Below are 20,132 nucleotides of genomic sequence, written 5' to 3'. Positions count from 1 at the left end.
CCATGGCCCAGATGATGAGCCAGCTGGACATCATGGCGGCCAGCGAGGTCGAGATCCCCTTCGAGGTTCTGCGTCCCTTGCTCCAGTCCATGGCCGCCACGGCCAAGTTGGCTTGGGATCCCTATCTGCACGATCCCAAGCTGGCCCGCCGGCTCTACCGCGTGACCTCGCCCACGCTCATCGTCCGCGGCGCGCAGGACACGCTCGTGCCCGGCGCGCACGCCGAGGCCTACGCCCGCGGCATCTCCCGAGCTCGACTGGTGGAGATCGACGGCGCTGCGCACCTGTTGCCCCTGGAGAAGCCCGAGGAGCTGATCGAGGCGGTCGGGGCCCACCTGGCCGCGTAGCTGGTCCCGACTACTCGCGTGCCCGCATCACGGCGAGGACCACGAGCCCGACCCCGACGACGAGAAAGCCGGCGCCGAAGCCGACGGTCGATCCGCGGGTCAGGTTCAGGGTGACATGCGTGAACGCCTCGTAGGCGAGCGCCCCGTACGCGAAGCCGACGATCACGAAGCCGGCGGCGGCCAGAAACAGGCCAGGAGCAATGCTCGCCCGGTGTCGGTGGGTCGGCGGTGTCGCCGTCGCCATCACCGGCTGGGTCTGGGGCGCGGGGGCTCCGCTGGGCCCGCCCGGGCCACCCGGTCCGCCTGGTCCGGCAGGGGGATTTCTCGTAGCCGTGGCGGCCATCGTGGCGGTGCCCATGCCCGGGGCCGGACCGCCGGTCCCGCCGCTCATGCCGCTGATGCCGCTCGGGCCGCTCGTGCCCCCTGCAGGGCTGGGTCCACCGCCGCCCACCGCCGGGCCACCCGGCGACGCGAGGTCGGCGCCGCAGTGGGGACAGAATCGAAACTCCGAGGGCACCTCATGCCCACATCGGCCGCAGTAAGGCATGACTCAACACCTTTCCTCGACAGGGGTTGCCCCGCTCCAAGCACCCGTCGGCGTGCAGGGTACCGCGTGACGCGGGGGCCTGGGGGTGACCATTCCTGGTCGTGCCGGTCGGCCGGTCGGTCGCCGAGGACGCCGGGGGAATCTCGCGTTCGGGTAGATGCGTCGGCCCGAACCGGGCATTCTGGTGTTGTGGGCGATAACCGGAGGATGCCGATGGGTAGGCACGTGATCCCCCTGGACGCTGGCGTGGAGGCCGAGGAAGAAGCCCTGCGGGTTGCGGACCAGGCGTACGACAAGGCCATGCACGCCACGATGGACGTGGCCAACAGCGAGCTCGAGCGGGCCGAAGCGCTGCGCGTGGCGACCCTCGCACGGGCCGAGGCGCTGCGCGCCGCGACGGTCGCGCGGGCGGACGCGCTGCGCCGGATCTCAGGCGAGCACATCGGTTCCGTGCGGCGGGCCGAGGCGGACCGGACGGCGGCGCTACGGCGTGCCGAGACCCGGTACCAGGAAGCGCTGGAAACGGCGGAGGAATCGGCCACCAAGGCCGTCGAGTACGCGTACGAAGCGGAGATGGTGGCGGCCCAGGCGGCCAACGAGGAGGCGTTGCGTGCGGCCGAGACGGCGGCGGTGAGCGCGATCACTCGGGCGGCTACGGTGCGACAGGCGGCCCTTGCCCGGGCCGAGGCCATGAGGAATGCCAGCAAGTCGCGAGCCGAGACCGTGCGCGACGCCACCAAGACCTACGAGGCGTCTCTCGACGCCGCCGCCCGGGGCCGGGCGGAGGAGCTGCGGGAAGCGACGCGCGAGCAGGACGAGGCGCTGTACGCCGCCACGGTCGACTACGAGACGGCACTGCGGGCCGCCCAGGGCGCACCCCCCTCGCTCGATCGAGCCGAGGCGCCGGCCGGCGCCATCGGTCCGGGACACGCGGAGGCCAGCTCCTCGACAGAGAACGGCCCCTCGACAGAGAACGGCCAGCACGATTCCATCCCCACCGACGGCAAGATCACGCCCTCGTGATCTGACGTTCGGCGCCCGACGCTAGGGTGCCGGCCCGATGGGATCATCAGTCGCGCCGGCTTCCCGAGCCGGCAGTGCCGATGCGCCGGCTTCCCGGGGCGGCGGGGCGCTCGGGACGATCGTCGTCGTCGGTGCGTCTCTGGCCGGCCTGCGGGCGGTGGAGACGCTCCGCCGGGCCGGCTACGACGGTCGCCTCCATCTGGTCGGTGCCGAGGAGCACCTCCCCTACGACCGGCCGCCGCTCTCGAAGCAGGTGTTGGCCGGTGCGTGGGAGGCCGACCGCATCTGGCTCGAGGACGAGGACGACTTTGCCGCCCTCGACGTCGAGGCTCATCTCGGCCACACGGCGACCGACCTCGACCTCGACGAGCGGGTGGTGGTGCTCCACGGCGGGACCCGCCTCGGCTTCGACGGTCTCCTCGTCGCCACCGGAGCGAGGCCCCGCCACCTGCCCGACACGCCCGACCTGGACGGCGTCCACGTGCTGCGGACCCTCGAGGACTGCCTGAGCCTTCGGCGTGCCTTCGAGAAGGGGGCTCGGGTGGTCGTTGTCGGTGCCGGCTTCATCGGCTCGGAGGTGGCGGCGACGGCGCGCTCGCGTGGCCTCGATGTGACCCTCCTCGAGGCGCTGCCCGTGCCCCTCGCCAACGGGCTGGGCGAAGCGATCGGCGGCGTGTGCGGCGAGCTGCATCGTGATCATGGGGTGGACCTCCGGTGCGACACCGCGGTCGCCGGATTCGACGGCAACGGACGAGTCGAGCAGGTGTGGCTGGCCGACGGGTCCGCCATCGAGGCCGACGTGGTGGTGGTGGGCGTGGGGGTGACGCCCAACACGTCCTGGCTGGACTCCTCAGGGCTGTCGATCAACAACGGCGTGGTCTGCGACGAGCGTTGCGCCGCCGGCGCCCCGGGTGTCTACGCCGCTGGCGACGTGGCTCGGTGGCACAACCCGCTGTTCGAGGAGGAGATGCGCGTCGAGCACTGGACGAACGCATCCGATCAGGGCGTGGTGGCGGCGCAGAACCTGCTCGCCGGACCGGGTGGCGGGCAGGCCTACGCCCCGGTGCCGTACTTCTGGTCGGACCAGTACGACACGAAGATCCAGCTGGTCGGCCACCCGCGGCCGGGCGACGAGGTCCAGGTGGTCCGGGGCTCGGTCGAGGAGCGTCGTTTCGTTGCCCTCTACGGGCACAGGGGCCGGCTCAGTGCCGCGCTGGCGTTCAGCTCGCCCCGCCCCCTCATGGCGTACCGCCGGCTGCTGAGCGAGCGTGCATCGTGGGACGAGGCCCTCGCCCACGCGGCCTCGAGCGGATAGCCGGCGGGCAGCCCACGCGGCCGGCGCGGGGTTGGGGCGCCCGGGCGGCGAAGCGACCAGGACTAGGCGGGGCTGGGCTCGTCGAGGCCCTGGGCCAGGGCGTTCCAGGACAGGGTGGCGCACTTGATCCGCACCGGGAACTTCACGACCCCCTGCAACGCGGCCAGGTCGCCGAGGGCGACCTCGGGCTCGGTGCCATCACCGAGAGCGCCGGCGCCGTTCCCGTCGCTGTCCTCGCCGTCCAGGCGGGCCTCGTGTACCGACATGAGTCCCTTGAAGGCTCTGATCACCGCCCGAGCCTCGTTGATCGACCGACCCTTGACGACGGTGGACATCATCGACGCCGAGGACTGGCTGATCGAGCAGCCCTGCCCGCTGACCTTGACGTCGGCGATCGTGCCGCCGTCGACGTCGAGGTAGACGATGATCTCGTCCCCGCACAGCGGATTGAAGCCCTCCACCCGGCGGGCCGGTGGTGACGGCAGCTCACCCCGGTTCCTCGGGTTGCGGTAGTGGTCGAGGATGATCTCGCGGTACAGGTCTTCGAGTCCGGCCATGCAAGCTCCTAGAAGAACAGCGCTTCGGCCTGGGTCAGAGCCTCCGACAGCGCGTCGACGTCCGACTCATCGTTGTAAACGTACAGCGAGGCGCGGGCTGTACCGCTCACGCCCAGTCGGCGCATGAGGGGCTTGGCGCAGTGGTGGCCAGCGCGCACGCAGACCCCGGCCTGGTCGAGCACCTGGGAGAGGTCGTGCGGATGGACGTCCTTGTACGAGATCGACAGCAGTCCGCCCTGTCGGAGCGGGTCACGAGGTCCGTGGATCACCAGGGCGTCGCCGTGGCGCCTGCCCAGGGTCTCGAGGGCGTAGGTCGTCAGCTCGATCTCGTGGGCGCGCACCGCGTCCATGCCCAGGGCCTCGAGGTAATCGACGGCCGCGCCCAGCCCGATGGCCTCGGCGATCGGCGGGGTGCCCGCCTCGAACTTCCAGGGCAGGGAGTTCGGCTCGAAGCCGTCGAGGCGCACGTCGCGGATCATGGAGCCCCCGCCCAGGAAGGGGGGCGTCGCCTCGAGCAGCTCTTCGCGACCCCAGAGGACCCCGATCCCGGTGGGCCCGAGCATCTTGTGACCGGTGAAGGCGAGAAAGTCACAACCGAGCTCGGTCACGTCGGTCGGGACATGGGGGACGTATTGCGACCCGTCGCCCACCACGACCGCGCCATTGGCCCGCGCCGCCTCGACGATGCGCTCGAGCGGGTTGATCGTCCCGAGGACGTTGGACATGAGCGTCACCCCGACGAGCTTCACGCCGTCGGCCAGCCGCTCGAGATGGTCCAGGGCCAGCTGCCCATCGTCGTCGACGTTGAGGTAGCGCAGCTCGAGGCCGAGCTCCTCGGCCATGATGAGCCAGGGCACGATGTTGGAGTGGTGCTCCATCTCGGTGAGCAGGACGCGGTCACCCGCCCGCAGGTTGCGGCGTCCCCACGCCTGGGCCACGAGGTTCAGCGACTCGGTGGCGTTCTTGGTGAAGACGACCTCACGGTCGGGCGCCGGTGCGCCGATGAAGCGGCCGATCTTGCCCCGGGCCTCGGCGAACAGTCGGTCGGACTCCTCGGCGATCGAGTACAGGCCCCGGTGGACGTTGGCGTAGGTCGACTCGTAGTAGGCGTCCATGGTCTCCAGGACGGCACGCGGCTTCTGGGACGAGGAGGCCGAGTCGAGATAAACGAGGCGAGGACCTTCGCGTGGACGGTCGAGGACCGGGAAGTCGGCCCTGAGGAGCCCGCCGTCGACGGAGTCGACCCTGTCCATCTGCCCCAGATGCCGATGCGCCTGCGATCTCTCGTCCCGGCCCGCTTCCAGGCGCTGAGGCGCCTGCGGGCTGTCCTCCCGGCCGACCTCCCGGGCCGGCCCTAGGCGCGCCATGCGTCGTAGCCCTCTTCCTCGAGCCGGCCAGCCAGCTCGGGACCGCCCGAGGCGACCAGCCGCCCGTCGATGAGGATGTGCACCCGATCCGGCCGCAGCTCGGAAAGGATGCGCTGGTAGTGGGTGATCAGCAGCACCCCGAGCTCGGGGCGGGCGGCCCGCACCTCCTGCACACCCCTTGCGACCACCCGGAGGGCGTCGATGTCGAGCCCGGAGTCGGTCTCGTCGAGGATGGCCACCTCCGGCTCCATGATGGCCATCTGCAGAATCTCGTTGCGCTTCTTCTCCCCGCCCGAGAACCCCTCGTTGAGGTAGCGGTCGCCGAAGGACGGGTCCATCCCCAGCTTCTTCATCCACTCCATGATCGACAGGCGCAGCTCGAGGACCGACATGTCCATGCCCCGGCGGGCCGAGAGCGCCTGACGCAGGAACTGGGCCACTGGGACGCCCGGGATCTCCTCGGGGTACTGGAAGGCGAGAAACATCCCGGCCTTGCCCCGCACGTCGGGCGGCCAATCCGTGACGTCCTCGCCCTTGAACAGCACCCGCCCGCCGGTGACCCGGTGGTCGGGGCTTCCCAGCAGGGCGTTGGCCAGCGTCGACTTGCCCGATCCGTTGGGCCCCATCAGGGCGTGGATCTCTCCGGGCCGGATGATCAGGTCCACGCCCTTGAGGATCTCGGTACCGTCGGCGGCGACGTGGAGGTCCTGTATCTCGAAGATCGGCTCGGCCACGCGTCGATTCTATTAGCACTACGACGGTAGGGGAAACCCCCGATTTACCAGCCCCGGTCGATCCACTCCTGGAGGTGGGGCCGCTCGTTGCCGATCGTCGTGTCGTCGCCGTGCCCGGGCAGCACCAGCACGTCCGGGCCGAGGGGAGCGAAGAGCCGCTCCTCGAGCGAGCGGATGATGGTCGGGAAGTCGCCTCCCGGGAAGCCGGTCGCGCCGGGACCGCCGGGGAACAGCGTGTCCCCGCTGAAGAGCACCGGTGCCCCCTCGAGCAGGAAGCACATCGAGCCCGGCGTGTGGCCCGGTGTCTGGATCGTCTTGAGGCGCAGCCGGCCCACCTCGAACACCGAATCGTCCTCCAGCAGGAAGTCGTAGGACGGCAGCATGCCGGCGTCGTCGGGGGTGACGCCCACGTCGATACCGGCCTCCCGCACGGCAGGGACGGCCTGAATGTGGTCCCAATGACCGTGGGTCTCCAGGACCTTCACGACGTTGAGCCGCCGGCACAGCTCGAGCAGGCGGTCGTGCTCGTTGGCGGCGTCGATGAGGACGGCCTGTCCCGTCTCCTTGCACCGCAGGACGTACACGTTGTTGTCCATCGGGCCCACCACCACGTGATGGATCTCGGCCCTGCTGTCTTGAAATTTCATCTTGACCACCCGGTCTAGTAGAACTGACTCATTCTCGCCGCCCGATCGAGGGGGAAGCAGTGAACTTCGCGTTCAGCGAGGAACAGGAGGAGCTCAGGCGCTCGGTGCGCCGGTTCCTCGACGACAAGTCTCCGATACCCGAGGTACGCCGGCTCATGGAGACCACCGACGGCTACGACCCGGCCGTCTGGGCCCAGATGGGCACCCAGTTGGGACTCCAGGGGCTTGCCATCCCCGAGGAGCACGGGGGTTCGGGCTTCACGTACGTGGAGCTGATCGTCGTGCTCGAGGAGATGGGTCGATCCCTGCTGTGCGCGCCGTACTTCGCCACCATAGCCCTGGCTGCTAACGCCATCCTCACCTCCGGGGACGACGCGGCCAAGAAGGAGCTGCTCCCTGGCATCGCCACCGGTGACACCATCGCCACCCTGGCCTTCACCGAGGACAACGGGCGCTGGGACGAGGACGGCATCGCCACCGCGGCGACGAGGGCGGGGGACGGCTGGACCCTCGACGGGCACAAGATGTTCGTGCTCGACGGCCACGTGGCCGACCTGCTGGTCGTGGCGGCGCGCACGCCTGCGGGGCTGAGCTTGTTCGCGGTCGAGGGCACTGCGCCGGGGCTGAGCCGCACCGCGCTGGCCACCATGGACCAGACCCGCAAGCAGGCGCGCGTCGAGCTGGCGGGCACGCCGGGACGCCTGATCGGTACCGACGGGGGGGCATCGGCGGGGCTGAGTCGGACCCTGGACCTGGCCGCGGTGGCCCTCGCCGCCGAGCAGGTCGGCGGGGCCCAGCGCTGTCTCGACATGAGCGTCGAGTACGCCAAGGAGCGGGTCCAGTTCGGCCGGCCCATCGGCAGCTTCCAGGCGATCAAACACAAGTGCGCCGACATGCTCCTCGAGGTCGAGTCGGCCAAGTCGGCGGCCTACTACGCCGGATGGGCCGCGGCCGACAGCTCTGACGAGCTGCCCGTGGTGGCCAGTCTGGCCAAGGCCTACTGCTCCGACGCCTACTTCCACGCCGCCGCCGAGAACATCCAGATCCACGGCGGCATCGGCTTCACGTGGGAGCACGACGCCCATCTGTACTTCAAGCGGGCCAAGTCCTCCGAGCTGTTCCTCGGCGATCCGACCTACCACCGGGAGCTGCTCGCGCAGCGCATCGGTCTCTAGGGCACGGGGCCTCTGAGCCACCGGGCCCGACGCCGGCCGGCGCCGGTCGGTGACTAACCTCGCGTGGTCATGGTCACTGTCGTGCTGGTGATCGTGGCGGCGGTGCTCGTGGCGGCGCTGGTGGCGACGGCGGCCACCGTCACCCGGCAGACCGAGCGGCGGCGGCCCCGACCGCGCGGACATGCAGAGGGGCGCCACGCACCGCGGCGGGCGGTCGATCAGGATGTGGTGGCGTCCTGGGTGACGCGTCACCTGCCGTTCGAGGTCAGCGAGCGCCTGAGCCAGCAGGACGTGCGACAGATCATCGGCTGGAACCTCGAGTATTTCCGCTCGCGGACCACCTCCGGCAACGGCCACTCGGCCAGCGTGGAAGCACCGATCGTGGTGGCTGGCGCCGAGACGGTCGACTACGTACTGGAGCGGGCCGGCGCGGTGGGCACGTCCTACACACCCGCCCAGGTGCACGCCGTCCTGGCCGCTCAGATGAACTACCTGGAGTCCATCGGGGCCGTCGGCGAGGACCCGCCGGAGCCTCGTTGAGCTGGCCTGGCGCGATACTGACGGGGTGGCATCTACACCGGAGCGGGACTCGGGAGACGGCGGGCTGCGGGCCTCCGACGCCGATCGGGACCGGGTGGCCGCCGTGCTACGCCAACACTGCTCCGCCGGGCGGCTGACCTTCGAGGAGCTCTCGGAACGACTGGGGCAGGTGTACGGGGCGCGCACCCTCGACCAGCTGTTCGCCCTCACCAATGACCTGCCCGATCCCGAGCCGCACCCGCACCTGGCCGAGCACCTTCCCCAGCTGCGGACAGCCGTTCCGACACCGGGTCGGGCGCTGGCGACCCACGTGGCCGTCTACGCCGTCGTGAACGCCGTGCTGGTGGCCGTGTGGGCGGCGACGGGAGGCGGGTACTTCTGGCCCATATGGCCCATCGTGGCGTGGGCCGTGCTGGTCGCCGCCCACGTCGTCAGCGTGGTGCGCGCCGCCGGTCGTCACCCCGACGACGGCTGAGACCGGGTCGAGCGAAATGACGGCCCGGAAATGCCCTCGCGGTGCGCGTCCGTCCGTATAGCCTGTTGGCACCAGAGAAAGGAGGTGGTCCAACTGAACAGTCCAAGTCTCGGGACCCTGGAGGTGGCTGGCCGTTAGGCGGCTGCTGGACCACCTGGTGAATCTCAACCAGACACCGCTCGGCGAGGCGGTCGGGAGCCGGTCCCACTCGATGCCATAGGTCCTCGTCGGGTCCTTTCCAGCAAGATTTGTCCGGGGGGCGCTTCGGCGCCCCCCGGACCCATGTCCGGGCTGCTGTCCGGGCAGGGGGTGGAGCCGGGCCAGGTTGGCTCATGATTGCCAGGGGTAGGTGCGACTGGTGCAGGTGGACATACGCAGCGGTGGGATCACGCTGCGTGGGTATCTGGTGCGACCCGACCTCGAGCCGGGTCGCTCCTGCGGGCTGGTGATCCTGTGCCACGGCTTTCCCGCCGCCCCGAAGGGAGCGGCGGGCGCCGCCCACACCTACCCCCAGCTCGCGGACCGCTTGGCCGCGGAGGCCGGGTGGGCCGTCCTGACGTTCAACTTCCGGGGGACAGGGGAGTCAGAGGGCGACTTCTCCCTCGGTGGCTGGATGGACGACCTCAGGGCCGCGGTCGACCACGCCCTCGGTCTGCCCCAGATCAGCGGCGTGTGGCTGGCCGGGTTCAGCACGGGCGGTTCGCTCGCCCTGTGCGGGGCGGGCGAGGACGAGCGGGTCCGAGGCGTCGCCGCCCTGGCGGCTCCCGCCGACTTCTCGCAGTGGGCCGCTGCTCCCGATCGCCTCTTGGCCGAGGCCGGTGACCTCGGGGTGGTGCGCAGCGCCGGCTTTCCCGACGACCCGGCGGCCTGGGCCCGAGAGCTCGACGAGCTCCGGCCCCTCGCCCTGGTGGGGAAGGTGCCGCCCCGGCCGCTGCTGATCGTGCACGGCGGGGACGACGCGGTCGTGCCCGTGGTGGAGGCGCGCGCCCTCGACGACGCCGCCGATGGGCGAGGGGAGCTGCGCGTGCTCAGCGGCGCGGGTCACCGTCTCCGCCACGATCCGCGGGCCGTCGCCGTCCTGCTCGGATGGCTCGAGCGCCACCGCGAGGAGACCTGAGCCTCACCCCTTGCGGGGTTCGACGGCGGCCAGCGTGTCATCGATGGCGTGCCGCAGCGCCCGGGCCCGGTGCTCGGGATCGTCGGCCTCGGTCAGGAAGCGGACGACCACGAAGCGGCGACCGCCGGCCTCGACCATGGCCCTCACCGTCTCCGGCGTCACGCCGCCGGTCACGAAGAACGGCCGGGCGGTGCGGGCCGACGCGTGGGACACGTAGCCCAGCCCCGTGCCGGCCCGTCCCGGCTTGGTCGGCGTGGGGCTGACGGGCCCGGCCGAGAGGTAGTCGACCGGCTCGCGCTCGGCGGCCTCGAGCTGGGCGGGATCGTGCGTCGAGAGCCCGATCAGGGCGTCGGGACCCATGATGCGTCGGGCCAGGGTGGGCGGCGCGTCCTCCTGGCCGAGGTGGACGCCGTCCGCTCCGAGCTCGAGAGCGAGGTCCGGGCGGTCGTTGAGGACGAAGGGAACGTCGTAGTTGTGGCACACCTCCAGGGCGACGCGGGCGCGCGCCAGCAGCGGCCGAGCCTCGAGCGACTTCTCCCGCAGTTGCACGACGTCGACCCCGCCGCGGATGCAGCCGGCGAGGAAGGTGGCGAGGTCGTCGCGATCGGGACAGCACAGATAGAGGCGGCGTTCGTCAAGGGTGTGGCGCGCCGCGGTGGTGATGACGCCCGTCAGGCGGGGGCCGAGGGCTCGGTCCGCGCCTGTGCCTTGATTGCTCGCTTGTGCTCGCGCACCTTCCCGAGGGCGTCAGGACCATCGATGTCTGCGACCGACATGAAGCTGTCCGGCTGGCCGAAGGGGCCCGCCGCCTCCTCCCAGCCTGCGGGGCGCACATCCATGCGCTTGCCCAACAGGGCGACGAAGATCCTGGCCTTCCGGTCGCCGAACCCGGGCAGGGACCTGACCGTCTTCAGCAGCTCCTGCCCGCTCGCCGCCGAGCGCCAGATGCTCGACGCGTCCCCGCCGTAGTCGTCGACGACGACCCGGCACAGCTCGTGGACCCGGCGGGCCATGGACCCGGGGAACCGGTGCAGTGCCGGCGGGCCGGTGAACACCTTGACCAGCGCCTCGGGGTCCATCGCGGCCATCTCCGCCGGGTCAAGGCGTCCCCCCAGCCGTTCGCGCAGCTCGAGCGGACTCCGAAATGCCCATTCCAGCGGCACCTGCTGGTCCAGCACCATCCCGATCAGCAGAGCAAGTGGGTCCCTGCTCAGGAGCTCGTCGGCAGCGTCGTCGCCGGACAGGGCGAGTGAACGGGCAGGCACGGGCCCGATTGTGTCACGCGTCCCGAGGGTCGGGCCTCTCGGCATCGATGCCGTAGCGGGAGATGGCGTCGGCGACCTCCTCGGCCTTGGCCTCGCCCAGCTCGACGAGGGCGGTGAGGACGGCGACGACCACGTGGGCGGCGTCGGTCTCGAAATGTCGACGCAGGGCGGCGCGGGTATCCGAGCGCCCGAACCCGTCGGTGCCGAGGGCGGTGAAGTGAGCCGGCACCCACCGGGCCACCTGGTCGGGCACGGCCTTCATGAAGTCGGTGACGGCCACGACCGGGCCCTCGTTCCGGGACAGGATCTCGGTGACGTACGGCGTCCGGGCCTGCCGCCCGGGATGGAGCCGGTTCCACCGCTCGGCGGAAAGGGCGTCCTCCCGAAGCGCCTTGTAGGAGGTCACCGACCACGCCTCGGCTGCCACGTCCCAGTCCTTGGCCAGCATCTCCCGCGCCTCCATCGCCGTCTGCCAGGCGGGCCCGGAGAAGAAGATGGCGGCCCGACGGCGCTGCGACCCCTTGGCCCGTGGTCCCTCGGGTGGGCCGGCGAAGCGGTACATCCCCCGGATGACACCTTCTCGGACCCGGTCGCCGTCCGCCCCCTCGGGCAATGACGGCATCACGTAGTTCTCGTTGTAGAGCGTGAGGTAGTAGAAGCGATCTTCGGGCTCGTCGCCGTACATGCGGGTGATGCCCTCCGACACGATGACGGCCACCTCGTAGGCGAAGGCGGGGTCGTAGGCCGACAGGTTGGGGACGGTCGACGCCAGCACGTGCGAGTGGCCGTCCTGATGCTGGAGGCCCTCGCCGTTCAGCGCCGTCCGCCCGGCGGTGGCCCCTAGGAGAAAGCCCCGTCCTCTGGAGTCACCGAGCGACCAGGCCAGGTCACCCACGCGCTGGAACCCGAACATCGAGTAGAAGATGTAGAAGGGCAGCATGGGCTGGCCCCAGGTGGCGTACGAGGTGGCGGCGGCGGTGAAGCTGGCCATGGAGCCGGCCTCGGTGATGCCCTCCTCGAGGATCTGTCCCGACTCGCTCTCCGAGTACGACAGCAGCAGGTCGGCGTCCACCGGCGTGTACCGCTGGCCGCCCTCGGCGTAGATCTCGAACTCCTTGAACAGGGCGTCGAGTCCGAACGTGCGGGCCTCGTCAGGGATGATCGGGACCACGCGGCTACCGATGGCGCTGTCCCGCAGCAGGTTGCGCAAAAGCCTGGCGAAGGCCATCGTCGTCGACACGGCCTGGTTCCTGGAGCCGGCCAGGAACTCCGCGAACGCCTTGGGATCCGGTGCCGGCAGGGCCTTGGGCCGCACGACGCGGGCTGGCAACGGACCGTGCAGGGCCTTGCGTCGGGTCATCAGGTACTCGTGCGCCGGCGAGCCAGGGGCGGGGCGGTAGTAGGGCGGCAGGTCGTCGTCGAGCGCCTTGTCGGGGATCTCGTCCTCGAGGTAGAGGCGCTCGCGAAGGCGCAGGAGCTGCGCCTTGTTCATCTTCTTGATCTGGTGGGTGGCGTTGCGGGCCTCGATCTCGGGCCCGAGCGTCCAGCCTTTGATCGTCTTGGCCAGGATGACGGTTGGGGCGCCCTGGTGCTCGGTGGCCGCCTTGTAGGCGGCGTAGAGCTTGCGGTAGTCGTGGCCACCGCGCGGCAGCGCCTGCAGGTCGGGGTCGGAGAGGTGCTCCACCATGCGCCGGAGCCGCGGGTCGGGTCCGAAGAAATGCTCGCGGATGTAGGCACCCGACTCCGTCGCGTACTTCTGGTATTCGCCGTCCACGGTCGTGGTCATCCTGTTCACCAGCACGCCGTCGACGTCGCGCATCAGCAGCTCGTCCCACTTGGAGCCCCAGATCACCTTGATGACGTTCCAGCCCGCGCCCCGGAACGTCGCCTCGAGCTCCTGGATGATCTTGCCGTTGCCGCGCACCGGGCCGTCGAGGCGCTGGAGGTTGCAGTTGATGACGAAGACCAGGTTGTCGAGCCCTTCGCGCGCCGCCAGCGAGAGGCCGCCGAGGGTCTCGGGCTCGTCCACCTCGCCGTCGCCCAGGAAGCACCACACCCGCGCCGCGGTCGTATCGGCCACGTGCCGGTGCCGGAGGTAGCGGTTGAAGCGCGCCTGGTACACCGCGTTGATCGGGCTCAACCCCATCGACACCGTGGGGTACTCCCAGAACTCCGGCATCAGTCGGGGATGGGGATAGCTCGACAGTCCCTCGCCCCCGATCTCCTGGCGGAAGTTGTCCAGCTGGGTCTCGGTCAGCCTGCCCTCGAGGTAGGCCCGGGCGTAGATGCCCGGGGACGCGTGACCCTGGAAGTACACCTGGTCGCCAGCGGTGCCGTCTTCTTTGCCCCTGAAGAAGTGATTGAAGCCGACTTCGTAGAGCGACGCCGAGCTGGCGTAGGTGGCCAGGTGCCCCCCGATGCCCTCCGAGCGGGCGTTCGCCCGAGTGACCATCACGGCTGCGTTCCACCGGATGAAGGCGCGGATGCGCCGCTCCATGTACTCGTCGCCCGGGAACCACGGCTCGTCCTCGGGCGGGATCGTGTTGATGTACGGCGTCGAGACGGTGGCCGGGAATCCCACCTGGGCCGCCCGGGCCCGTTCCAGCAGCTTCATGAGCAGGAAGCTGGCCCTGGTCCGGCCCCGGGTCTCCACGATGGAGTCGAACGAGTCGAGCCACTCGAGGGTCTCCTCGGGGTCGATGTCCGGAAGCTGATGGGAAAAACCGTCGAATATCACCATTCCATCCTCGCGCTTTCGGTCGGCTAGGAGTGCTCCTCGGGGCATGCTGTTGGAGATGGCCACGATCGTGTACACCGACGGCGCCTGCCTCGGGAACCCGGGCCCGGGCGGATGGGCCTGGGCGGTCCCCGGCGGTCGCTTCGCCAGCGGCGCCGACTCCATGACCACCAACCAGCGCATGGAGATCACCGCCGCGCTCGAGGCGTTGCGCGCGCTGGAGTCGCCCGTGGAGGTGGTGAGCGACTCGATCTACGTGGTCAACTGCTTCCGCCAGCGGTGGTGGGAGACCTGGGTGCGCAAGGGCTGGCGGAACGCGCGCGGCCAGCCCGTCGCCAACCAGGATCTGTGGAAGCCGCTCGTCGATCTGGTCCGCTCGGAGGGCGGGATCACCTTCAGGTGGGTGAAGGGGCATTCGGCCGACCCCTACAACGACCTCGTCGACGCGCTGGCCGTGGAGGCGGCGCGCACCCAGGCGGGTCGCCGAGGTGACGGGCCACCCGACGTCGGGTAGCAGAGCGAACATGGCGGTCGGCGTGGATACCGGCGGCACGTTCACCGACGTGGTCGGCGACGACGGGCGCGTGCTGAAGATTCCGTCCACACCCCAGGACCCGTCGTTGGCTGTGGCCGACGCCCTCGAGCGCGTAGCGCGACCCGACCTCCTCGCTCACGGCACCACGGTGGCCACCAACGCCCTGCTCGAGCGGCGCGGCGCCCGGGTCGCCCTGGTGACCACCCGGGGCTTCGCCGACGTGATCGAGATCGCCCGCCAGGACCGGCCCGCGCTGTACGACCAGTGGACCGACCGGCCCGAGCCCCTCGTTCCCCGGGAGCTGCGACTCGAGGTGGCTGGACGCTTGGACGCCACCGGTGCCCAGCTCGAACCTCTGCCACAGGAGCTGCCGACGGTGCCGGCCGGAGTCGAGTCCCTGGCCGTGTGCCTGCTGCACTCGGACCTCGACGAGTCCCAGGAGCGCGAGCTCACCGAGCGCCTCGTCCCCCTGGCGTTGCCCGTGTGGCGCTCGAGCCAGGTCTCTCCGGAGTTCCGGGAGTACGAGCGGACGGTGACCACCGTGGTGAGCGCCCACCTCGGCCCCACCTGTCGCGACTACCTGGCCCGGCTGGCGAGCATGGCCGACCGCGTCCTGGTGATGACCTCGGCCGGCGGCCTCGTTCGCGTCGACCAGGCGGCGGCGAAGCCGGCCACGCTGTTGCTGTCGGGACCTGCGGGCGGGGTGCAGGCCGGTGCGGCCGCCGCCGCGGCTGCCGGTTACCCCGACGTGATCACCTTCGACATGGGGGGCACGAGCACCGATGTCTGCCTCGTGCGCGACGGTGTACCGGAGCCGGCGGGGCAGCGGACCATCGCGGGTCTACCGCTGCGGCTACCCGCCCTCGACATCCACAGCATCGGCGCCGGCGGTGGGTCGATCGCCCGCATCGACCCCGGCGGCGCCCTGGCCGTCGGCCCGCAGTCAACTGGTGCCGACCCCGGACCGGCGTGCTACGGCCGCCAGGACACGACCGCGACGGTGACCGATGCCGACCTCGTCGCCGGGCGGATCCCCGAGGGCACGGATTTCCCCGGGATCGGCCCCCTGGACGACCGCGCCGCCCGGCGGGCGCTCGATCACGGCGCCATGGACGCCGAGGGCGTCATCGAGGTGGTGGACGCGGCCATGGAACAGGCGCTGCGGGTCGTGTCGGTCCAACGCGGCGTCGATCCCCGATCGCTGGCCCTGGTCGCCTTCGGGGGCGCGGGCCCGCTCCACGCCTGCGCCCTGGCCGAGGCCCTGGACATGGCCGCGGTCGTGGTGCCACCTCGCGCCGGCGTGTTGTCGGCCGTGGGCCTGTTGTGCTCGCCACGCCAGGCCGACGTCGTGCGGTCTTGGCCGACGCCCGGGTCTGTCGATGGTCTGGCCCGCGCGCTCTCCGAGCTGGCCCGCCACGCCGCCGATGCGGTCGCGACCGACCAGGGCGCCGACATCGTCGTCGAGACGGCCGTCGACTGCCGCTACGCAGGCCAGAGCCACGAGCTCACCGTGGGGTCGCCCGAGCAGTTCCCGGCGGAGCACCGGCGGCGGAACGGGTTCTCCAGGCCCGGCGCGCCGGTGGAGGTGGTGGCCCTGCGGGCGAGGGCGACGGCGCCGGCCCCGTTCACGGTGGAAGATCTCGGGCGCCCGCCTTCCCGCCGGCCGGCCCGCGGGCCGTGCGTGGTCGCCGAGCCCGACTGCACGCTGTGGATCCCCGACGGCTGGCGGGCGGACGTGGCCGCCGACGGAGCGTGGGTGCTCGAGCGATGAGTCTCGACCCAGCTTCGCTGCAGGTGCTCATCTCCCGGCTCACGGGTGTGGCCGAGGAGATGGGCGCCGTGCTCCGGCGCTCCGCCTTCAGCCCCAACATCAAGGAGCGCGCCGACTGCTCGGCCGCGCTGTTCACCGCCGGCGGCGAGCTGCTTGTCCAGGCCGAGCACATACCGGTGCACCTCGGCTCCATGCCGGCATCGGTCCGGGCCGTCATCGACGCCGTCGGCGAGCTCGACAGCCCGCTCCGGCCCGGCGATCGGCTGGTCCTCAACGACCCGTTTGCCGGCGGCACCCACCTCAACGACCTCACCCTTGTCTCGCCCTGTTTCGTCGACGGTGTCCTGTCGGGTTGGGTCGCCAACCGCGCCCACCACTCCGACGTCGGAGGGATGGCGGCCGGTTCGATACCGCCCGACGCCACCGAGATCTATCAGGAGGGCCTGCGCATCCCTCCCGCCCGTCTCGGGCCCGAGATCGAGGCCCTCCTCGCTGCCAACTCGCGTACCCCCGAGGAACGCAGGGGCGACCTCGACGCCCAGGTCGGCGCCAACGGCGTCGGGGTCGAACGGATGGCGGAGATCCTTGCCACCGGGGCGCCGGTGGACGAGGTGGTCGCCTACGGCGAGCGGCGCATGCGGGCAGCGCTCGCATCACTCCCCGACGGGGCCTGGTCGTTCACCGACGTCCTCGACTCGGCCGGAGGCGCGGAGGTCACCGTCGGGCTCACGGTCGCTGGTGACGAGGCCGTGTTCGACTTCACGGGCTCGTCACCCCAGCAGCGGGGGAACGTCAACGCGGTCGAGGCGGTCACGGTGAGCGCCGTCGCCTTTGCCGTGCGCGCCGCGACGGATTCGAGCATCCCCGCCAACGGCGGTGCGCTCCGTCCGGTGCGTGTGGTGGCCCCGCCGGGGACGATCGTGGCCGCCCGACCGCCGGCCGCGGTGGGCGCTGGCAACGTCGAGGTCAGCCAGCGGGTGGCCGACGTGTGCCTCCGGGTCCTGGGCGAGGCCGCGCCCGGGCGGGTGGGAGCAGCCGGGCAGGGGACCATGAACAACGTCATGATCGGCGGCCGCGGCTGGGTGTACTACGAGACGATCGGCGGGGGACAGGGCGCCCGCCCGACCCGCGCCGGCATGAGCGGCGTGCACACGGCCATGACCAACACCCGCAACACGCCGGTGGAGGCCCTCGAGCGGTCCTTCGGCCTCCGGGTCCGGCGCTACTCCCTGCGCCGGGGCAGCGGTGGACGCGGCCGCTGGCCCGGTGGGGAGGGCATCGAACGCGACCTGGAGGCGCTGGAGCCGGTCACGGTCTCGCTGGTGACCGATCGGCGCGTCAGCCAGCCCTGGGGACTTGCGGGCGGCGAGCCCGGCGGACGGGGCGAGAACTGGCTGCTGCCGGGAGGAGACGAGGGTCGGGCCCGGCTCCTCCCCCCGAAGGTGACGCTCGAGCTGGGCCCGGGCGACGTGCTCCGCATCCTCACCCCGGGTGGTGGCGGCTACGGGCCTGCCGCCTAGCCGCTTCGCGGCTTCGGCTGATGTTTTCGGCCGGCCTCCCGGGCCGGCCTAGCCGCCGTGCGGCTGCGGCTGATGCTGTCGGCCGGCCTCCCGGGCCGGCCCTAGAGTTCCTGACCATGCGGATCGACGGCAGCGCCGCACTGGTCAGCGGAGGGGCGTCCGGGCTCGGCGAGGCGACGGCGCGTCTGCTCGTCGCCAACGGAGCGGCGTGCACGATCATCGACCGCAACGCCGAGCGCGGCGAGGCGCTGGCCAAGGAGCTCGGCGGCGCGACCTCCTTCGTGGCTGCCGACGTCACCGACCCGGCGCAGGTGGGGCAGGCCGTCGATCACGCCGCCCAGTCAGGCCCGCTGCGCATCGCGGTGAACTGCGCCGGCCTGGGCAGTGCCTCGCGACTGGTCGACCGCAACGGTGCGCCACACGACCTCGACGCCTTCCGCTTCGTCGTGAGCGTCAACCTGATCGGCACGTTCAACGTCATGCGGCTCGCCGCGGCGGCGATGGTCGCGACCGACGCGCTCGATGACGGCGAGCGGGGTGTGATCGTGAACACCGCCTCGATCGCCGCCTTTGAAGGTCAGATCGGCCAGATCGCCTACTCGGCCTCGAAGGGAGGGATCGTGGGCATGACCGTTCCCGCGGCGCGCGACCTTGCGCCATCGGGTATCCGGGTGCTCACGATCGCGCCCGGCGTGATGGACACGCCCTTGCTCGGCCTGCTCCCCGACGAAGGGCGCCAGGCCCTCGCCGCCGGCGTGCCCTTTCCCAAGCGGCTGGGCACCCCCGACGACTTCGCCGCTCTGGTCGTCCACCTGTGCCAGAACCGGTACCTGAACGCCGAGGTGATCCGCCTCGACGGCGGCCTGAGGATGCAGCCCAGATAGCGCAATAAGCTGCACCGATGCGCTACGTGGAAGTCGGTGGGGTCCGGGTCTCGGCGGTCGGGCTGGGCACCTGGCAGTTCGGATCGCGGGAGTGGGGCTACGGCTCCGCCTACGCCCAGCACGATGCTCTCGATATCCTCACTCGCGCCCTCGACCTCGGGATCAACCTGGTCGACACGGCCGAGATCTACGCCTTCGGTCGATCGGAGCGCATCGTGGGGCGGGCGATCGCCGACCGCCGGGACGAGGTCTTCCTCGCCACGAAGATCCTTCCCGTCATGCCCATCCCCCCGGTTGTCGAGCAGCGGGCGAGGGGCAGCGTCCGTCGGTTGCACGTCGATCACCTCGACCTGTACCAGCTCCACTGGCCCAATCCGGTCGTCCCCATCGGCCCGACGATGGCTGGCATGCGCCAGCTCAAGCGATCAGGCCTCGTTCGTCACGTGGGCGTGAGCAACTTCTCCCTGGGCGACTGGCGAGCGGCCGAGGGCGCCCTCGGCGCTCCGGTGCTGAGCAATCAGGTGCAGTACAGCCTGGTGGCCCGGAAGCCGGAGAAGGAGGTGCTCGGCTGGGCGCAAGCGAACGACCGCCTCGTCATCGCCTACAGCCCGCTCGGCCAGGGGTTCCTCTCGGCCCGCTACAGCAGCGAGCACCGCCCGGGTGGGATGCGGGCCTTCGCCAGCCTGTTCCTCCCCGAGAACCTCGAGCGGGGAGCCCAACTGCTCGCCGCTCTGCGGGACGTCGCCAAGGTCTACGACGCCACCGCGGCCCAGGTGGCGCTGGCCTGGGTCATCCGGCACCCCAACGTGGTGGCCATTCCCGGCGCCAGCAGCGTCGCCCAGCTCGAGTCGAACGCCGCCGCCGCCGACCTGGAGCTCACCGACGAGGAGGTCGCCCGGCTGACCGGTGCGTCGGACGCCTTCGATCCCGTCTCCGGTCCGGCCGCTCTCCCCGGCATCGTTCAGACGCTCATCCGCCGAGGCTGAGGCTGCTCACGCGGTCACTCTCTCGGGCGCGGACCGCCCGTATCGCGTGAGCATCCTCCACCGCGTGGTCTTCGGGAGTCGACAGACCTGATTCGACAAGAGGTGGAACTGAGCACCTCTCCCCGTCGTCGCGTCACGACCCGGTCGACCGGCTGGCGGCCACGGCGGCGCTGCGCTGCCGGCGCGCCGCCCGGCGCAGCTGGATCATGCGGGCGCCTCCGAGGAGCAGGACGATGACGGCCCCACCGACGGCCGAGCAGAGGAGTGACAGCGCCAGGGGGAAAGTCCCGTGGAAGGCGAGGAACGTCACTCGCACGTCGGTCAGGTTCTGGAAGATGAAGACAAGCAGGGCGATCAGGAACACGAGGCCGACAGCGACCGTGGTCCAGGCGGCGCTCAGCCGCGTGCGGGGGACAGCCTTTGCTGCCGGTGCGGCCGAGGGCTGGCCGGCCTGCGGCTGAACCGTCCCCTCGCCCTGGTCAGCCGACGCAGCGCCGGCCTGCGGCTTCTTCCGCCCGAACCTCATGACTGCCTGTATACCCCGTCAGCCGAGCTGGGGAGAGTTACTAGGCTGAGGGGAGTCAAGAGGA

The 20,132-nt window shown here is 71.1% G+C and carries 21 protein-coding genes; 12 read left to right on the top strand and 9 right to left on the bottom strand.

Annotated elements, in window-relative coordinates; genetic code table 11:
• Window positions 1–347: alpha/beta hydrolase (locus VGF64_09515; GenBank protein ID HEY1634983.1), on the top strand; the 347-nt coding region annotated here is incomplete at its 5' end.
• A gap of 10 nt (window positions 348–357) precedes the next feature.
• Here VGF64_09515 and VGF64_09510 read toward each other — a convergent pair.
• Window positions 358–894: a zinc-ribbon domain-containing protein gene (locus VGF64_09510; protein HEY1634982.1), complete on the bottom strand. Its 537-nt coding sequence runs from the start codon at window positions 892–894 to the stop codon at window positions 358–360.
• 213 nt (window positions 895–1,107) lie between these two features.
• On the opposite strand from VGF64_09510, the gene VGF64_09505 reads away from it, so the two are divergent.
• Complete coding sequence (locus tag VGF64_09505) at window positions 1,108–1,917, top strand: hypothetical protein (GenBank protein HEY1634981.1); 810 nt, start codon at window positions 1,108–1,110, stop codon at window positions 1,915–1,917.
• A 37-nt stretch (window positions 1,918–1,954) separates the two neighbouring features.
• Window positions 1,955–3,232, top strand: coding sequence for an FAD-dependent oxidoreductase (locus VGF64_09500; protein HEY1634980.1), 1,278 nt, complete (start codon window positions 1,955–1,957; stop codon window positions 3,230–3,232).
• A 62-nt stretch (window positions 3,233–3,294) separates the two neighbouring features.
• Here VGF64_09500 and VGF64_09495 read toward each other — a convergent pair whose 3' ends face one another.
• The 4 genes from VGF64_09495 to VGF64_09480 all read right to left on the bottom strand — a co-directional run bounded on the left by VGF64_09495 (window position 3,295) and on the right by VGF64_09480 (window position 6,537).
• On the bottom strand, window positions 3,295–3,789 hold the full coding sequence (locus VGF64_09495) for an SUF system NifU family Fe-S cluster assembly protein (protein HEY1634979.1): 495 nt from the start codon (window positions 3,787–3,789) through the stop codon (window positions 3,295–3,297).
• Window positions 3,790–3,797: 8 nt separating this feature from the next.
• The gene (locus VGF64_09490) at window positions 3,798–5,042 is read right to left on the bottom strand and encodes a SufS family cysteine desulfurase (protein HEY1634978.1); all 1,245 of its coding nucleotides are present in this window, start codon (window positions 5,040–5,042) and stop codon (window positions 3,798–3,800) included.
• A gap of 101 nt (window positions 5,043–5,143) precedes the next feature.
• A complete protein-coding gene (gene sufC / locus VGF64_09485) occupies window positions 5,144–5,890 on the bottom strand; it encodes a Fe-S cluster assembly ATPase SufC (GenBank protein ID HEY1634977.1) in 747 nt (248 codons plus the stop codon).
• A 44-nt stretch (window positions 5,891–5,934) separates the two neighbouring features.
• A complete protein-coding gene (locus VGF64_09480) occupies window positions 5,935–6,537 on the bottom strand; it encodes an MBL fold metallo-hydrolase (GenBank protein ID HEY1634976.1) in 603 nt (200 codons plus the stop codon).
• Window positions 6,538–6,596: 59 nt separating this feature from the next.
• Between VGF64_09480 and VGF64_09475 the strand changes: the two genes are divergently transcribed.
• The 4 genes from VGF64_09475 to VGF64_09460 all read left to right on the top strand — a co-directional run bounded on the left by VGF64_09475 (window position 6,597) and on the right by VGF64_09460 (window position 9,844).
• Window positions 6,597–7,712, top strand: a complete 1,116-nt coding sequence (locus tag VGF64_09475; protein ID HEY1634975.1) for an acyl-CoA dehydrogenase family protein — start codon at window positions 6,597–6,599, stop codon at window positions 7,710–7,712.
• Between the two features lie 69 nt (window positions 7,713–7,781).
• Window positions 7,782–8,252 carry a hypothetical protein gene (locus tag VGF64_09470; GenBank protein HEY1634974.1) on the top strand — a complete coding sequence of 157 codons (471 nt, stop codon included), beginning with the start codon at window positions 7,782–7,784 and terminating at the stop codon, window positions 8,250–8,252.
• 25 nt (window positions 8,253–8,277) lie between these two features.
• Window positions 8,278–8,727: a DUF1707 domain-containing protein gene (locus tag VGF64_09465; protein HEY1634973.1), complete on the top strand. Its 450-nt coding sequence runs from the start codon at window positions 8,278–8,280 to the stop codon at window positions 8,725–8,727.
• A gap of 358 nt (window positions 8,728–9,085) precedes the next feature.
• Window positions 9,086–9,844 (top strand): alpha/beta fold hydrolase, encoded by a 759-nt coding sequence (locus VGF64_09460; GenBank protein HEY1634972.1) that lies wholly within the window; start codon window positions 9,086–9,088, stop codon window positions 9,842–9,844.
• A gap of 3 nt (window positions 9,845–9,847) precedes the next feature.
• Here the strand turns inward: VGF64_09460 and thiE are convergent, their stop codons facing one another.
• From thiE to aceE, 3 genes are read right to left on the bottom strand one after another with little or no spacing between them, the layout of a single operon-like run.
• Complete coding sequence (gene thiE / locus VGF64_09455) at window positions 9,848–10,462, bottom strand: thiamine phosphate synthase (GenBank protein HEY1634971.1); 615 nt, start codon at window positions 10,460–10,462, stop codon at window positions 9,848–9,850.
• Between the two features lie 53 nt (window positions 10,463–10,515).
• Window positions 10,516–11,109 carry an HhH-GPD-type base excision DNA repair protein gene (locus tag VGF64_09450; protein ID HEY1634970.1) on the bottom strand — a complete coding sequence of 198 codons (594 nt, stop codon included), beginning with the start codon at window positions 11,107–11,109 and terminating at the stop codon, window positions 10,516–10,518.
• 13 nt (window positions 11,110–11,122) lie between these two features.
• Window positions 11,123–13,849, bottom strand: a complete 2,727-nt coding sequence (gene aceE, locus VGF64_09445; GenBank protein HEY1634969.1) for a pyruvate dehydrogenase (acetyl-transferring), homodimeric type — start codon at window positions 13,847–13,849, stop codon at window positions 11,123–11,125.
• 55 nt (window positions 13,850–13,904) lie between these two features.
• Between aceE and VGF64_09440 the strand changes: the two genes are divergently transcribed.
• From VGF64_09440 to VGF64_09420, 5 genes are all read left to right on the top strand, one after another.
• A complete protein-coding gene (locus VGF64_09440) occupies window positions 13,905–14,360 on the top strand; it encodes a ribonuclease H (protein HEY1634968.1) in 456 nt (151 codons plus the stop codon).
• Between the two features lie 10 nt (window positions 14,361–14,370).
• Window positions 14,371–16,152 (top strand): hydantoinase/oxoprolinase family protein, encoded by a 1,782-nt coding sequence (locus VGF64_09435; GenBank protein HEY1634967.1) that lies wholly within the window; start codon window positions 14,371–14,373, stop codon window positions 16,150–16,152.
• Window positions 16,149–17,672, top strand: coding sequence for a hydantoinase B/oxoprolinase family protein (locus VGF64_09430; GenBank protein ID HEY1634966.1), 1,524 nt, complete (start codon window positions 16,149–16,151; stop codon window positions 17,670–17,672). Before VGF64_09435 ends, VGF64_09430 begins: the two co-directional genes overlap by 4 nt.
• A gap of 116 nt (window positions 17,673–17,788) precedes the next feature.
• The gene (locus tag VGF64_09425) at window positions 17,789–18,556 is read left to right on the top strand and encodes an SDR family NAD(P)-dependent oxidoreductase (protein ID HEY1634965.1); all 768 of its coding nucleotides are present in this window, start codon (window positions 17,789–17,791) and stop codon (window positions 18,554–18,556) included.
• Window positions 18,557–18,573: 17 nt separating this feature from the next.
• Window positions 18,574–19,542, top strand: coding sequence for an aldo/keto reductase (locus VGF64_09420; GenBank protein HEY1634964.1), 969 nt, complete (start codon window positions 18,574–18,576; stop codon window positions 19,540–19,542).
• Between the two features lie 133 nt (window positions 19,543–19,675).
• On the opposite strand, the gene VGF64_09415 is transcribed toward VGF64_09420, so the two are convergent.
• Window positions 19,676–20,068 carry a lipopolysaccharide assembly protein LapA domain-containing protein gene (locus VGF64_09415; protein HEY1634963.1) on the bottom strand — a complete coding sequence of 131 codons (393 nt, stop codon included), beginning with the start codon at window positions 20,066–20,068 and terminating at the stop codon, window positions 19,676–19,678.
• Between the last annotated feature and the right edge of the window lie 64 nt (window positions 20,069–20,132).

This window comes from Acidimicrobiales bacterium (assembly GCA_036491125.1).
Classification (GTDB): Bacteria; Actinomycetota; Acidimicrobiia; order Acidimicrobiales; family AC-9; genus AC-9.
This window is presented reverse-complemented; position numbering and strand designations above follow the sequence as displayed.

Coding starts and splice junctions, on each gene's coding strand:
- VGF64_09495 (HEY1634979.1), bottom strand. CDS start 3,789: ATGGCCGGACTCGAAGACCTGTACCGCGAGATCATCCTCGACCACTAC.
- VGF64_09435 (HEY1634967.1), top strand. CDS start 14,371: ATGGCGGTCGGCGTGGATACCGGCGGCACGTTCACCGACGTGGTCGGC.
- VGF64_09480 (HEY1634976.1), bottom strand. CDS start 6,537: ATGAAATTTCAAGACAGCAGGGCCGAGATCCATCACGTGGTGGTGGGC.
- VGF64_09415 (HEY1634963.1), bottom strand. CDS start 20,068: ATGAGGTTCGGGCGGAAGAAGCCGCAGGCCGGCGCTGCGTCGGCTGAC.
- VGF64_09510 (HEY1634982.1), bottom strand. CDS start 894: ATGCCTTACTGCGGCCGATGTGGGCATGAGGTGCCCTCGGAGTTTCGA.
- aceE (HEY1634969.1), bottom strand. CDS start 13,849: ATGGTGATATTCGACGGTTTTTCCCATCAGCTTCCGGACATCGACCCC.
- VGF64_09505 (HEY1634981.1), top strand. CDS start 1,108: ATGGGTAGGCACGTGATCCCCCTGGACGCTGGCGTGGAGGCCGAGGAA.
- VGF64_09420 (HEY1634964.1), top strand. CDS start 18,574: ATGCGCTACGTGGAAGTCGGTGGGGTCCGGGTCTCGGCGGTCGGGCTG.
- VGF64_09500 (HEY1634980.1), top strand. CDS start 1,955: ATGGGATCATCAGTCGCGCCGGCTTCCCGAGCCGGCAGTGCCGATGCG.
- VGF64_09470 (HEY1634974.1), top strand. CDS start 7,782: ATGGTCACTGTCGTGCTGGTGATCGTGGCGGCGGTGCTCGTGGCGGCG.
- VGF64_09430 (HEY1634966.1), top strand. CDS start 16,149: ATGAGTCTCGACCCAGCTTCGCTGCAGGTGCTCATCTCCCGGCTCACG.
- VGF64_09440 (HEY1634968.1), top strand. CDS start 13,905: ATGGCCACGATCGTGTACACCGACGGCGCCTGCCTCGGGAACCCGGGC.
- VGF64_09425 (HEY1634965.1), top strand. CDS start 17,789: ATGCGGATCGACGGCAGCGCCGCACTGGTCAGCGGAGGGGCGTCCGGG.
- VGF64_09490 (HEY1634978.1), bottom strand. CDS start 5,042: ATGGACAGGGTCGACTCCGTCGACGGCGGGCTCCTCAGGGCCGACTTC.